This is a genomic window from Succinivibrio dextrinosolvens (genome assembly GCF_900116345.1).
GTDB classification, from domain to species: Bacteria; Pseudomonadota; Gammaproteobacteria; order Enterobacterales; family Succinivibrionaceae; genus Succinivibrio; species Succinivibrio dextrinosolvens_B.
Map to the genome: position 1 here is coordinate 30,075 of NZ_FPAH01000021.1, position 14,376 is coordinate 44,450.

12 protein-coding genes are annotated in these 14,376 nt (G+C 40.5%); 5 read left to right on the plus strand and 7 right to left on the minus strand.

Going from position 1 to position 14,376, the window contains the following annotated elements:
- Nucleotides 1-260: 260 nt before the first annotated feature.
- Nucleotides 261-1,100, minus strand: coding sequence for a 5'-nucleotidase, lipoprotein e(P4) family (locus BM308_RS07845; RefSeq protein WP_074944302.1), 840 nt, complete (start codon nucleotides 1,098-1,100; stop codon nucleotides 261-263).
- A 226-nt stretch (nucleotides 1,101-1,326) separates the two neighbouring features.
- Between BM308_RS07845 and BM308_RS07850 the strand changes: the two genes are divergently transcribed.
- Both BM308_RS07850 and tusA read left to right on the plus strand, forming a co-directional pair.
- Nucleotides 1,327-2,007: a formate/nitrite transporter family protein gene (locus tag BM308_RS07850; RefSeq protein ID WP_074944304.1), complete on the plus strand. Its 681-nt coding sequence runs from the start codon at nucleotides 1,327-1,329 to the stop codon at nucleotides 2,005-2,007.
- A 47-nt stretch (nucleotides 2,008-2,054) separates the two neighbouring features.
- On the plus strand, nucleotides 2,055-2,282 hold the full coding sequence (gene tusA, locus BM308_RS07855; protein WP_074944305.1) for a sulfurtransferase TusA: 228 nt from the start codon (nucleotides 2,055-2,057) through the stop codon (nucleotides 2,280-2,282).
- A 3-nt stretch (nucleotides 2,283-2,285) separates the two neighbouring features.
- On the opposite strand, the gene BM308_RS07860 is transcribed toward tusA, so the two are convergent.
- From BM308_RS07860 to BM308_RS07880, 5 genes are all read right to left on the minus strand, one after another.
- Entirely contained in the window at nucleotides 2,286-4,460 is a 2,175-nt protein-coding gene (locus BM308_RS07860) for a SpoIIE family protein phosphatase (RefSeq protein WP_177214430.1), read from the minus strand.
- Between the two features lie 38 nt (nucleotides 4,461-4,498).
- Nucleotides 4,499-6,658, minus strand: coding sequence for a SpoIIE family protein phosphatase (locus tag BM308_RS07865; RefSeq protein WP_074944309.1), 2,160 nt, complete (start codon nucleotides 6,656-6,658; stop codon nucleotides 4,499-4,501).
- 225 nt (nucleotides 6,659-6,883) lie between these two features.
- On the minus strand, nucleotides 6,884-7,255 hold the full coding sequence (gene crcB / locus BM308_RS07870) for a fluoride efflux transporter CrcB (protein ID WP_074944311.1): 372 nt from the start codon (nucleotides 7,253-7,255) through the stop codon (nucleotides 6,884-6,886).
- Between the two features lie 15 nt (nucleotides 7,256-7,270).
- Entirely contained in the window at nucleotides 7,271-8,227 is a 957-nt protein-coding gene (locus tag BM308_RS07875) for an AEC family transporter (protein ID WP_074944313.1), read from the minus strand.
- A gap of 225 nt (nucleotides 8,228-8,452) precedes the next feature.
- On the minus strand, nucleotides 8,453-8,887 hold the full coding sequence (locus BM308_RS07880; protein ID WP_074944315.1) for a DUF805 domain-containing protein: 435 nt from the start codon (nucleotides 8,885-8,887) through the stop codon (nucleotides 8,453-8,455).
- A 284-nt stretch (nucleotides 8,888-9,171) separates the two neighbouring features.
- Between BM308_RS07880 and BM308_RS07885 the strand changes: the two genes are divergently transcribed.
- The 3 genes from BM308_RS07885 to ade all read left to right on the plus strand — a co-directional run bounded on the left by BM308_RS07885 (nucleotide 9,172) and on the right by ade (nucleotide 13,985).
- The gene (locus BM308_RS07885) at nucleotides 9,172-11,001 is read left to right on the plus strand and encodes a hypothetical protein (RefSeq protein WP_074944316.1); all 1,830 of its coding nucleotides are present in this window, start codon (nucleotides 9,172-9,174) and stop codon (nucleotides 10,999-11,001) included.
- A gap of 257 nt (nucleotides 11,002-11,258) precedes the next feature.
- Nucleotides 11,259-12,239, plus strand: coding sequence for a hypothetical protein (locus BM308_RS07890; protein WP_074944319.1), 981 nt, complete (start codon nucleotides 11,259-11,261; stop codon nucleotides 12,237-12,239).
- Between the two features lie 30 nt (nucleotides 12,240-12,269).
- On the plus strand, nucleotides 12,270-13,985 hold the full coding sequence (gene ade / locus BM308_RS07895) for an adenine deaminase (protein ID WP_074944321.1): 1,716 nt from the start codon (nucleotides 12,270-12,272) through the stop codon (nucleotides 13,983-13,985).
- Between the two features lie 193 nt (nucleotides 13,986-14,178).
- Here ade and BM308_RS07900 read toward each other — a convergent pair.
- Nucleotides 14,179-14,376 (minus strand): transposase (locus tag BM308_RS07900; protein ID WP_177214431.1); only part of this gene is annotated, 198 nt, incomplete at its 5' end.

Genomic DNA, 14,376 nt, shown 5'->3' on the forward strand with positions numbered 1-14,376 from the left:
AAGGATCTTTTAATAGGAGACCACAAAGACCTGCTGTCTTAATGAAGTGGTCTGGCAGCTCATTACAGGACAACTGCTGAGTCTGCTGATGATTCTTATGTTATAGATGATTATGGATATTGTTTTAAGGAATTCTGTAAAAGATCCTACACGCCATTTTTAAACAGCGTGTATTTTCTCTTATTTATGGGATATAAACAACCTTTTTTGCAAATATTAAGAAAATACCGCAAAAAAGGCTGAGTTTTCAGGAAGGAGGACTATTTGGAAATAGCCTTTTTTAAGGCTGGTTCGTTCTTTACTGATTTATCCACCAGTTCCACCATCTTAGAATGGGACTGCTTCAGAAGGTTAGGATCTATCTGACTGAACCACTCTCCATAAACAGGATTTGGAAGTACAAAGTACTTAACACCGAACTGACTGGAGTTCTTATCCACAATCTTATTGCGATCCTCTCCGTTTACACCATAGATACTGATTGGGAAATCGGTGACATTGTCACCGAGGAAAGCTACCACATTGTACTTCTCAAGGATCTTGTCAAAACGGGCTTTCTTGTTTGAGGTATTATCCTTGCACCTGATTTTGTTCTTCATAGGGAACTTTAAGCTCTTAAGATTCTTGTTGGTAAAATCAACATTCATACAGCTGCGGTTACTTACATAGAAAATCTGAACCCCAAGCTTGTCAACCTTCTTGAGGAACTCGGCTGCACCAGGCATTGCATTGGCACTGGCCATGCTTTCCCAGGCAAGCCAGTAGTCATTAAAGTCCTTACCGTTTCTGGCGACTTCATTTATGGTTGCTTCTGCAGGAATGTTGTCAATTACAGTCTCATCAAGATCAAGAATAATGGCACGAGGTTTGTCGGTCTTCTGTTTTAGAGAGGCCTTTACATGCTCATAGGCACCGTTATAGGCCTGATAGCATAGAGCTCTGTATTCAGCTGCATTCTGCATCCAGGATAAGGCAAGCACATTACGCTGATACAGTTCAGTGGTTGCGTCATCTCCTTTCTTAGTTGCTTGGGAGGAGCATCCGCACAGCAGGGAAACAGAACAGGCCAGAACCATCAGGGTTTTATTCAGATTCTTCATAAAAAATTAAACTCCATTCATCTCAATAACAGCTATTTTTAAGTTTATAATCTAACGTTATCTTCAATTCAAAAAATCCCCTGTTTTGTGACTGTATTCAAAGTGAATATTGACCATCTCTGAAGTTAATACCAAAAACAGCACAGCTTTTTTTTAATCATTTCCCGTCAATTGGTATATAATGCCCCGTTGGTCGTTCTTTAAGAAAAATATAATCAGAATTATTATGAAATCACTATTACACATCATTAGTTCATCTTTTACTGCAGGTCTTTGCATCGGTATTGCTGGCCTTGCCTATCTCAAGAACCCGGATATCATCGGAGCTGTGCTCTTCGGTTTTGGTCTTCTGACCGTGGTTCACTACAAGTTAAAGCTTTATACCGGAACTGCCGGCTTTTTCACCAATAAAAAAGAATTCATAGCCCTCTTCCCTATTCTTTTAGGCAATATTTTAGGCTGTGCGGCAGCTGCTGCCTCCTTCAGATACTGCATGGATGTTTCCTCATTAAGTGCAGGCATAGTTGAAAAGAGATTATCTACTGATGTGCTCGGTTGCATTATTCTTGGCATAGGCTGCGGCTTTATCATGACCACAGCGGTTCAGTTTGCAAGAGAAAACAAATTCCTGCCACTGCTGTTCGGTGTTCCTGTTTTCATCATGTGCGGTTTCTATCACTCTATTGCTGATGCCTTCTACTATGCAACCTGGCTATCCTTTGAGAATATCTCACAGGCATCAGATGTTTTCGTAAAATGGGCGGTAACCGTATTTGGTAATTTCATCGGCTGCAATCTTTACAGAATTCTGCTATCAAAGTGGCTTACCTCAGAGGCATCTGACAGGAAGGTTAAAGACAGCAGAACCATCGATGCCAACGACAGTACCTATCAGAAGGCAAGCTGATCTCAGGCTATAAGGCTTTAAAGCAAACGAGTTGTGAGGTTACAAGTATGGAGACTATAACTCTAGACTGCAGAGGGATGAAATGTCCTGAGCCGCTGACGCTGCTGAGAAATGCAGTCAGAAAGGCAGATGCAGGACAGATTGTTGAGCTGCTCTCTGACGATCCTGTATCAGAGCGAGATGTTCCAGCATTCTGTAACTTCATGAAGCACGAGCTTTTAAGAATGCCTGATGAGGAACATCCCCACAGCTTTCTTGTCAAAAAGAAAGGCTAAACGTTACTTGAATCGGAAGCAGAGCATAGTGATATCATCAAACTGTTCTGCTTCACCGGCAAAATCAAGAATACTGCTGTAAACCCCCTTAACAATCTTCTCAGGATATGCCTTGAGCATCACCTCATTCATGATCTTAAGAAGTCTTGCCTCTCCGAACAGTTTTTCATGAATATCAATGGCCTCGGTTACACCGTCGGTATAAAGCAGCAGGCAGTCACCGTCGTCTAGGACCATATTGTTCTGCTCGTATTCGATGAGATCTGAAACTCCCAGCATTGGGAAAATCTTAGGAGAGTTCAGATATTCATAGGCACCGTTTTTTCTGGAAAGCAGCAGTGGTGGGTTATGACCGCCACTTACAAATGAAAACTCACGGGTATTAAGATTGATAATGGCAGTAAATAAAGTTACAAACATGCCTTCCTTATTGTTGTCACAAAGCTGAATATTGGTCTGAGTAACCACACTGGCAAGATCGTTGTTGTCTTTGAGCATCATGTGGGACAGATTTCTCAGGATGGTCATGGAGGTTACCATAAACAGTGCAGCAGGAATGCCCTTTCCTGAGACATCTGCAATAGTGACAATCAGACGGTCGTCATCGATCATGAACAGATCATAGAAATCTCCGCTCACACTCTTTGCAGGAAGATTCATGGCAAAAAGATCAAAATTGCTGTGAGATGGTGAAACATCAAATTTCTTTGGCAACATATTTGACTGGATAGTCTTAGCCACGTTCATGGTAGCTTCGATTCTGTCCTTCTCTGAGGAGACTTCTGAGATTGATTTCATCTTCTTTTTAATCTCAACAACCATGTTGTTGATATTCTCGGCTAAAGTTTCAATCTCATCTCCGCCACTTCTGACATAAATCTTCTTGTCAAGCTTACCTGTAGACAGACTTTCAATCTCAGATGAAATCAGATTAATCGGTTTGGTATAAGCTTTAACCACCTTATAGGCGAGGAACAGTGAGAGCAGTAGCAGACCAGCCAAAAGAAAACACATAAAGAGTCTGAACTCTCGTATAAGAGAAAAGACATTATCATTTTTCTCGTCGATGATCTTAAAGATGTTGTTTTTTGCCGAAGACAATGACAGTTTAATCTCATCCTCAAAATAAACAGCAACCAGATGACCTTTTAAGGAAGGGGCAGGAGTAAAGGCAACATAGTACGAGTTATCATCAATACTTATATGAGAGATACCGGTCTCTCCTGCCAGAACACGATTGACCATATCCTTGATGTTAGCCGAGGCAATCTGTCTTAAGGTGAGATCAGCCTTAACCGAGAAGACGCCTTCTGTGAAGTCAGACATCTGAATCTTTCCGGTGTTATCCATAAAGAACATCTTCCACTCATGATCGCCATTAGAATGCAGAGAAAACTCTGCCAGATCGTGAATGCTAACATCAAAGGCCACAACACCAGCAAGCCCCTCTTTATCGTAATAAGGAAAAGAGTAGCTGACAACAGGCTCGTTGTTGTTGACAAAGACGTTACTTATCTTACCTTTACCATTTGAATGATTCTGAAGCACATAAGCTGGCAGGCCTCTGAAATCAAAATAGCGTTTTGTGGAATCCTGTACCAGAAATGAGAAAAGATTTCCGCTATAGCTTAAGTCATCAGAGTTAATACTCAGGCAGTATCCGTTTTTTGAGATTATATAAAACACTATTGGAAGATCGGTGTACTGGGTTGATATTGAGGTCAAAAGCCCCTTGATATTATTTGTTAAAGCCAGCTCTTCTCTGACGACCTTGTCCTGAGGATTTACGCCGAAACTGAACCTTGTAACAACATCCCTTTTTCCAGGAGCTTTCTTAGCTAATGTGGAATCATAATTTCTCTGATACTTCTCTGGATGTTTCATGTAGTTGGACATGGTATTAGCTATAAGCTCAACATCGTCCATACATTTTTTTACATTAAGATCCAGAGTCACGCCATCTGCAATAACATGATTTACATAGATTCTCTTTAAAGACTGTCCTGTATGTTCTGTAATCTCTTCACTCAGATTCTCCTTTAGCTGAGGATACCATGCCGAGAGTTTCTCCTCTGTTGAAAAAACAGTAAACAGGAACACACAGAATATGCACAGAAAGCTGACAAAAGCGCCTCCTAAGGAGAGAAGCAGGATCTTCCTTTTTATGCTATGACCCATTTTTTTTCTAAGCTCTTCCATGTATTAAAACTCTCATACTATTTCTTTCGCTGCAGACATAGGAGTGCAATATCGTCAGAAAACTCATCACGACCAATAAAATTAACTGCTGCATGGTAAGAGGATTCAACAATCTCCTTAGAGCTCAGATTGTCTTCTCTAGCTTTCAGAACAGATGCAGCAAGCCTGTCCTCACCAAATTTCTCACCATTTCTTGATATTTCCGAGGTAATACCGTCTGTATACATATAAAGCAAATCGCCAGGATTTATAATCGTCTCAAAGGTATGGAAAGATACATTTGGATTCAATGCCATAATTGAATCGATACTGCCGTCAATCAGGAAACTTCCACTGCTGCTTTCCGCTCTGTATACATATGGAGCATAGTGACCAGCATTGACATAGGACATTCTGCCGGAAGAAAGTTCAATTATGCCGATGAATAAAGCAACATACATCTGTTCTGAGTTATGCTCATGCAGACGATTGTTGACCTTGTATAAGATATTCTCCAGATCCCGCTCTGAATTCATATTGCAGAAGCTCTTGATAACGGCCTTTGAGGTCATCATAAACAGCGCAGAAGGAACACCTCTTCCGGAAACATCACCGATACTTACAACCAGATGATCATCATCAAGAAGGTAGAAATCATAGAAATCACCGCCAGAGCTCTTGGATGGATATTCTTTAGCAAAAAGATCAAATCCTTTTTTCTCTGCAATAGAGAAATTGTCCGGCAGATAATTCATCAGAATCTCATTAACAACATTCACCTCGGCATCAAGACGTTTCTTCTGCTCTGAAACCTCAGATAGAGCTCTGATGTTATCCTGAAGATTCTGAGCCAGAGAATTAAAACTCTCAGCTATATTCTGTATTTCATCATGAGATTCAAGTTTAACTCGCTTATCAAGATTTCCTGAGGCAAACTCGTTGACATCACGGGTCAGCTGAATAATAGGATTGACCACACTGTCAGAAAGGCGGATGATGCGTCTGAAGATGAAGAACAGAAGCAGCAGCACCAGAACAGAGGTTGAAAGAACAATCAGAACAATTGAAGACTTAAGGTTGCTGTAGTAATCCTCCTTAATCTTAAGAAGGTGCTCTTTAATTTCATTGGCTGGTGCATAAACCTTTTCAACAGGGACTAATGAAGCAAAGCTCCAGTTCACGTTAGTGATAGGAGAATAAGCAATAAAGTAATCCTTTCCACCTATAGTTACAGTATCAAAGCCCCTATCCTGTCCAACCATTTTTTCAGCAATATTTGCTAAGGACTTTTCCTCTGAATTTCGGATATCATCCCCAAGTGTTACCTTAATGGCATCAGAGTCAAAATTTACAAAGAGGATCTCTCCTTTGCTACTTAAAATAAAATAAAGGTCTCCTTCCTCCACGGCAATGGATTTAACCAGTTCATAAATCCATTGTGGATTACAGTCAACTCCCATCACTCCCTGAAAAGTACCGTTGGCATAGTATGGAGAAATACAGGATACAGCCATATCTCCAGATTTGGCTTTGTATACATCAGTAAAACCGGTTCCGTCAAAGGATTTACCCTCCTGGTACCATATTCTGGTTACAGGATCGTAGGTAAGACGGTTTGGCTCTTTGCTTACAGGCACAAGATCATAATCATGTTCCATCACATACATTGCAACGGAATAACCGGCTTCAGCTCCGAAAAACAAGCACTTGTAGTAATCATCAAAGAACGGAATATAGTCAGCGATATTGGAGACCGATTTTATCTCCTTAACAAGTTCCGGTGTTAGCCCGTTTTTCAGAAGCCTCTGACTATAGTGAACATAAGGAGTTTTTGATTTAACATCCTCATAAAGAGCATTAGGCAGTTCTCTTAGCTTGGTCCTGTCAGGATTCTCTAAAAAGGAAACAAAGGTATCTCTAAGCATGGCCACATCTTCAGAAATGAGACGAAACTCAGTACTAAGAAGATCTGATACAGCTTCGTTCTGGCTGGTAAGACGCCTTTCTTCCTCTCTTAAGGCGTAGTTTTCAGCGCGAGTGGTAATATTGTTAAGGGTATTTCGTTCGAGAGAATTAATCTCATTAAGTAAAAAATAACTCTTTACAGGAGACGAGATAGCGAAACCTATGATAAACAGGACACTGCCGCACAATGCAGCAAATGTTAATTTTATTCTTAAGGACTTTGTTAATTTCACAAGTCTCACCTTCAAAACATACCATCTTAATTGAAGTCTAAAACAAGAATTAACAAATTGACGAGGTTATATGCTGATTATTTGAGACGTGTAAAAAAAAAATCTTTAATTATAAGAAAATAGCATCATTCTGAAGCTTTTTAAGCGCATATTAATCTACTTACAAAGTGGAAACTTTCTTTCTTATGAGCTTTTTCCTAAAAAAACAGAAATGCCTGCAGACAATCAGAGTAAAACTCTGAAGCCGGCATATGTGCAGAGAAGCCCCAGAAGCACAGATACCGCCAGATAAAGTATTCCCTGAAGGAAACGACCTTCACTTAGCATGGTGAACGCCTCAAGATTAAAGGTACTGAAAGTCGTAAGACCTCCTAAAAAACCGGTGACCACCAGAGGCTTGGGGATATAAGCAAAAATGCCTAATTTCTGGGTAAAGAGGACTGCAGTCAGACCTATCAGAAAACAACCGATAAGATTACAGCTTAGAGTGCCGTAGACAGAATGAACAAAAATTTTTCTTGATAAGGCTGTAATAAGAAAACGCAAAGCTGAACCAATGCCGCCCCCGATAAAAACACATAAAAGCTGAAGAGCCATAACAGAACCTTAATCCTAGTATCTGATGATAAAGAACATAACAGGGAAGATCACTAGAAGAAACAGAGCCGTTGTAGAAACAAACGAAGCCACTGGAAGATTAACATTAAGCTTATACAGCTTGCAGGCCAGTACTGCGTTAATAGCAGTTGGAGCCATTGCACAGATTAACAGAGAGTTTAATAACACCTTGTCTGTAAAGAAAAGGAGTGCTGTCATGTAGATTGCCAGTGGGACTATCAGGAATCTGACAACAAGAATATCTAATACCCTGAAATAATAATAGCGAATCTTTGAAAAGTTTATAAGATACCCTACAGGGATCAGTGCAATCCAGGCTCCAAAATGAACAAGAAAATGGAAAATATCTGTCAGAGTCTCATTTCGCTGTACACCTGTTGCATTGAGGTACAGTCCCGCAGCAATACCGACTACACTTATCTGATTCCAGCTTACAAACTTCTTGAGAATACTGGTGGACTGAAACTCTGATGAAAATGCGGAGATGTGCTTATTGTAGTAATACTGAGCAAGAGGAAAGCACAGAACAACCAGAAGAAAATTCTGGCAGGAGGCAATAATCTGACTGTAGGCAAAACCTACATCACTATAAAGAATGAATGAACAAACTCCGCCCAAGGTACCGACGTTGGAGAGCATAACACTCATGATATATGAGCCCTGAGAGAGCATATTCTTATAACGCTTGGCAAACGTCAGGTAGCCTACAATACCAGGAACTATAACAAAAAGAGAACCGAAAGGCAGCAGAATCAGAGACTCAATATTCAGAGGCAGTGCCCAGAAACTGAATAAGGCAGAAAAAGTACAGACTCCCAGAATATTAAATTTAATCAAATAAAAGTTAATCTTATCTGTAATGATGTGACTTTTGTGCAGATAATATCCAGCAACAAGAGGCAGAATCAGATCAGTAAGAACGAACAAAAGTCTGTAGTTTTCTTCAAGCACAATGCAAACCCAAAATCATTTTTAACGCAAATATATCATCGGCGACTTAATATACACCCATTATTCAGGATTTATGTCGCGAAGATACAAAAAAAATTTCTGTGTGAGAAAAAATTACAAGTTTTTTAGAGAATTTGTACAGATATTCAATTCAGAACTGGTACAAAAGATTCTGACAAGATTAGGATTTAGACCTTTTAAGTTAATTCCCAGTTCTTCAAAAAACTAGTGACAGACCTGAAGCGGAACAGACTTCTTAAAGCAAAGATAGATTATATAAAAGACACCAAACACAGGTAACATTACCAAAAGAGAATAGTAAGGACTCTTTCCTATATCTCTTAGTCTTCTGCGTACACAGAGGATACAGTAAAGAAAAGTCATGACTGCAGGCAGAATTGAAGTTATCTGAAGAAAGCACTGAGAGATAGGATCAGCATATTTTTGCGGATAGAGTAAAGCACGCTGATCTATCACCATACAGAATATGATGGACACACACAGAAGAAAGGTAAACACTGCAAAAGGCAGTCTTTTCATAATCTTGTTCTGAGGTTCTTTTGCGGTTCTGATTTCAACAGGATCAACCAAAGATCTGCCGCACATATGACAGACTCTGTCGCCGGCGCTGACAGGATTTCCACAGTACTTACAGAGCATTTTCCAAAACCTCAAAACCTAAACTCATCATTTTTTCGGTGCCGAATATAACACACAAAATATATATTTTACATAGCAGCACCACATGAATGAAAACAGAAATTGACCTGCTCCCCATGGCTATTTTGTAAAGTAAATTGTACACACCGTCAAGGTTTCAGATTTCTTTTCTTGATTACTGAGAATGCTACCCTACCATTAAATATGCAACAAAAGTTATCACACTCAACTTTTGTAAATATAATTTACTAAAAATTATTTTTAAGCAAACATAAGGAGTTCGTATGAACCTCAATCAGTTTAAACTCTCAGCCTGCGCTGTCGTTGTAGCACTCTCCCTGAGCGCCTGTACAAGCACTCAGCAGGCGGATGACAACGGACGAATCAGAGTAATACATAATCAGTCCCAGATGGATGCTTTAACAGGTTTTACCGGTGAATGGAGCGAAGTTACAGCTACAGGCTTTCTCTCAGGTGATGTAAAAGAATGGAGAGCAGCTGATACTGGACTTCCATATGATGGCGTGATTATCGCCTCAGGAGCCAATGTTTCAGTCTGTCTTCCAGGAGAACTGAAGAAGGAGAAAAATACTTTCTATATCCCTGCAGGAAAATTTGTTTTAGTTGAAAAAGGAGCTAAACTCCAGGTTCACAGCGGACTCAACAAAAAGGATTATGATCACACCACACTTATTGTAGGCGGTAACGGAACTTCAAATACCGCAGTATCAAAGTCTTCAGCAGATAAGAATGCAAAGACTGCAGCCTGCATCTTTAATCCAAAATTTACCCATGCACTTGAAGTTCAGGAAGGAGGTACCTTCATCCTAGGTTCTGACAAGGCTGATGCAAAGAATACCAAGGGACCTGAGATCAAGACATTAGGACAGGCGGATAATGCGGTTCTGTGGCTGGCTGACGGACGTTCAATCGCAGAGAACGGCAAGAAGAGTCCATATGCAGGAGATATCCTCGTAGATGGCGTTCTAAAAGTCTCAAGTGCAGCCGGAGCCGGAGTTGCCAAGATCAGAACAGTTAGAAATCTCAAGGGCAAGGGAACAACTCTGACAGGTAAAGGAAAGCTGCTGATTGAAGGTCTCAACAAGACCCACGGTAATGCTATCTTTGCCATCAACGAGTTCGACCGCGGTGCCTTATCTGACGGTTTTGATCGCGCAGATGAACCAGAAATCAGACTAGGAGCAATCGAGATCATAGGACATGGTATCGAGGGTATATATAATCCAGACGGTTCAGTAGATGGCAGCCCAGGCTACAGAAATAATGCCAACGCCGGATTCTATTATGTAGGAGCCAATGGAACCATTGATGTGGGCAGCATGGTTGTAAAGAGCACCAATCCAGGAGTAACAGCTGACTCAACAGTTGCTCTTGCCAACTTCAACACAGCAGCGGGTATTCTAGGAGGCAAGGTTACCAAGGTTGGACCTAAGGTTAAGCTTGGAGAAGTTATTGTCGAAAACGCAGCAGACAATGATCGTGACGGACCTCTTTCTGCGATTTACACAGTTCAGGGTGTAATTGACTCTACAGTAACAGGAAAAGTCAGTGTAACAGCTCCTGGCGGTGGTGCAGCTGCTATTGTATCAACAGGTCATGCACGCTGGACTGGACCGGAGAAAACCACCTCTGTAATGGGGGATGTAACCGTAAGCGCCAAGGGCAGAAATGCATTCTTCCAGACCAATACCTTCAAGGGATACGGAACCACAGTCAACGGCAACCTTTTTGTCAAAGGCTATGATGACGGCACTATAGCCAAGTTCGTGGGAACCGTTCCTCCTGGACCTGACATGGGCAAGGCTGTAAAACTTGGTCAGGCACCAAATGCAGAGGATGTAAGACACGAACAGCTTCTGGTACAGGGAGGAGTTCTTAAGGTAACAGGAGAGGTTAGTGTAGAGAATACCGCTTCAGGACAGCCAACCACCATCAGAGTTGATCGCAGAGGACGCGCTCAGATCGGAGCCCTCAAGATCAACAATGTAAGCGTTCAGCCGGTAAGTAATCTTAAGAAATTAGTTACCACCGATTCAAAACTTGTCAACAAAGGAGTGTTACAGGTAGAAAATCAGATTAATCCGCTTAAATAACATGTAGATATCGGCTCTAACGGGGATTTTATATCCCCGTTGTTTTTTTTCTATCCTCCCCCTCCCCTGTTGAGCATTGTTTTAAAGCTTTTCTCTTCACACTCACAATTTCAATATTTATCCCAAAAGTGTGATACTAACATATTGTTTTTACTATGTTTACCTTGAAATCGCAAAATCAAAATCTAATCTTAAAAATATATAAGTAAATTTTCATCACAGATAAGCTCGTTTGAGTAAAGCTAGAGGTGAGAGCAATGAAGAAAAAGAACTTCCCTAAGATCATTTTTACCTGTTTAATTCTGAGTGGCTGTGTAAACACGATAGATACCACTGATCTTGAGGTAGTTCCATCAAACGAAACACTGATGGCTCTGGAAGCAGATAATATTCAGAGCATTCAGGATAAGAAAACAGCTTATCAGATCATGAAGTTTCAGCCTTCAAATAAAAAAGAGAAATGCGAAATTACCTATTTTACCTTTGAAGGAGATACGCTAGCACAACAAAGTGAATTCTTCTGGGATGGAGAGTGCGTGAGAGGAAAGGCTGACGGTCTAGGACGACTCTTTATAAAATCAGACTCAGGAGATGTTGAGCAGCTGATTGAATACGGCGAAAACCAGAAAATCATGAATGTTTACTGGATCAATGACAAGAAGAATAAAAAAATTTACTCCGGGCACGCGGAGATCGATCTGGATGAGAAAACAATGTTTGGATATTTCAGGACGATTGAATCGAAAGAATCAGATCTGATGTTTACTGATTTTCTTGAGACGAGAGATGTCACTTACATCTATAGATATGGACAGGGAGCAGAGATTGAGGAGTTCACCAAAGCCTACTGTGCCCTTGAAAACAATCAGGAGCACTGTTTCAACCTGACAACAATCGTAAAACCAGATCTAGAGAGGATCAGCTTTTCAACCTCTGTCGATAAAGGTAAAGCCAAAGAGATTGGCTATGTAAATGAGAGCAATCCTGCCAATCCTGAGAAAAAGGCAGTAAAGCTGATCACAGAGAAAGGAACAGTAACCACACAGAATACAGAATTTCCTTTGGAGTATCTGACATACATCAGAGAAATTAACAATGAAATAAAAAACAGAGTGTCCTACGTTCCAGAGGCAGTTACTCTCTCCGAAACAAAAATCGCAGACTATACAGGTAAAGCCTGTTCAGTTACTGCAGTGGATTTTATACCGCTGAAAGAGTATCTGAAAATCTGTGAGTAGAAATCACATAAGGACCCCCAGGAGTCGGGAATGGATCGAGAAAGTTATCTGAAAGTAAAAGAAGTCATAGACGGTAAAAAAACTGCCGACCTACTGCTTCGAAACTGCAATATTGTCAATGTGTTTACTGGTGAAATCATCCATTCCAATCTTGCTGTCTGTGCAGGTCATTTTGTATTCTGGTCAGAAACAGGCCGAGGACTTGAAGAGATTGATGTTGAAGACAAGTATGTTGTCCCTGGTCTTATTGATGCCCATATGCATTTTGAATCAACCATGGTACAGCCACGAGATCTTCTTGCTGTTGCTGTTATGCACGGTACTACAACCTTTATTTCAGATCCTCATGAAGCGGCAAATGTCTGTGGCATAAAAGGTGTCCAGTATATTCTTGATCAGACCGAGAATGCTCCTGCCAATGTCTTTATAACCATGCCCTCCTGTGTACCAGCAACTCCTCTTGATGACAATGGCAGCGAAATAACTGCAGAGGACATGAAGCCATTCGCTAATCACCCAAGAGTACTTGGTCTTGCTGAAGTTATGGATACTGAAGCGGTCATCAACGGTGAAGAGAAGATGTTTAAAAAGCTCGAAATCTTCGATCAACACCATATAATTGATGGACATATTCCTTCCCTGAGCGGCATAAATCTGATGAAATTTGCTGCAGCCGGTATTGATACAGATCATGAATCTATCGACTTTGAAGGAGCGCTTGAAAAAGCGCGCCTTGGCATTCAGGTTCTGATTCGAGAAGGAAGTGCCGCTCATAATGTAGAAGGCCTGATCAAGGGAATCATGAATACAGAGATTGATAATTGCAATTTCAGTTTCTGTACAGATGATCGTCATATTGAGGATATTGTTAAGATTGGACATATCGACAACAATGTCAGAATTGCTATTTCACTTGGAATGAAGCCTCTTGATGCAATAAAAATCGCAACAATCAACACCGCACACCGCTATGGTCTGAAGCATTTAGGAGCCATTGCTCCTGGTTACCAGGCTGACTTTATAATCGTGGACGATCTTAACAAGTTCAATGTTGAAAGAGTTTTCGTAAAAGGAAAAGAGATTAAAGGTAAAGAGGACTTTGAAAATGGACCAGAGTGTCCAGAGGGACTTAAACATACCGTTAATATTTCCCCTATTACTCCAGATCGATTCAGGCTGCCTATAGACGAAGAGCCTGTACACGTTATAAGCATTGTACCAAGACAGATTACCACCGAGGATGTTCTAATCAGATTCAATCCTACGGACAATTTCCAATCATATGGAGATTTCAAGAAAATAGCCTCTGTTGAACGTCATAAAAACAAAGGTCTGGTTGGAGTTGCAATTGCCAATGGCTACGGTATTCAGAACGGCGCCATAGCAATTTCTGTCTCTCATGATTCCCATAACATTATTGTTATTGGAGACAACGATAATGACATGGCAATCGCAGTAAATGAGATCAGCAGACTTCAGGGCGGTATTGTTATCGTGGAAAAGGGGAAGGTCTTTGATTCTCTACCGCTGCCTATCATGGGACTGATTTCAAATGAAAAATGCGATAAGGTTAGAGAGAAGGTAGAATGCCTTATGAATAAAGCCTACGAGATGGGCGTATATAAGGATATTGATCCTTTTATTACCCTGTCATTCCTGTCACTACCGGTTATTCCAAAACTCAGAATTATTCCTAGAGGTCTGGTAAGCATAGGAGATTATGGGCCAGAGCTTATTAATAAGTAGAACAGTTCTCTTTAATGCTAGAGGCTGGCTAAAAAGTATGTCAGCCTCTTTCTTTTTTCAAACATAGAATTTTGTTATTTCTAGGGAATTGAAATTTTCAAATACGATTTTGTTGAGATATTTATTTTGATTGGAGATTTTTAGAACTTTTAGAGAGATAAGGTGGGAAGCTTAAGGTATTTCTTGTTCTTTTTTAACTTATTACCGCATTCATTTCATTTCTTATATTGGCCCATTTTCTTATATTATGAGCCAGAGCCACAAGCCCAAATTCAATTATTACCTTCGCTTTAGATCGCAGTCTGAATCTTTTGAAACCGTGATTATATTTGATATCACCGAATACAGCTTCAGGTTCAATTGGTCTCCGGCTTCTATGCTTCAGGCCTTC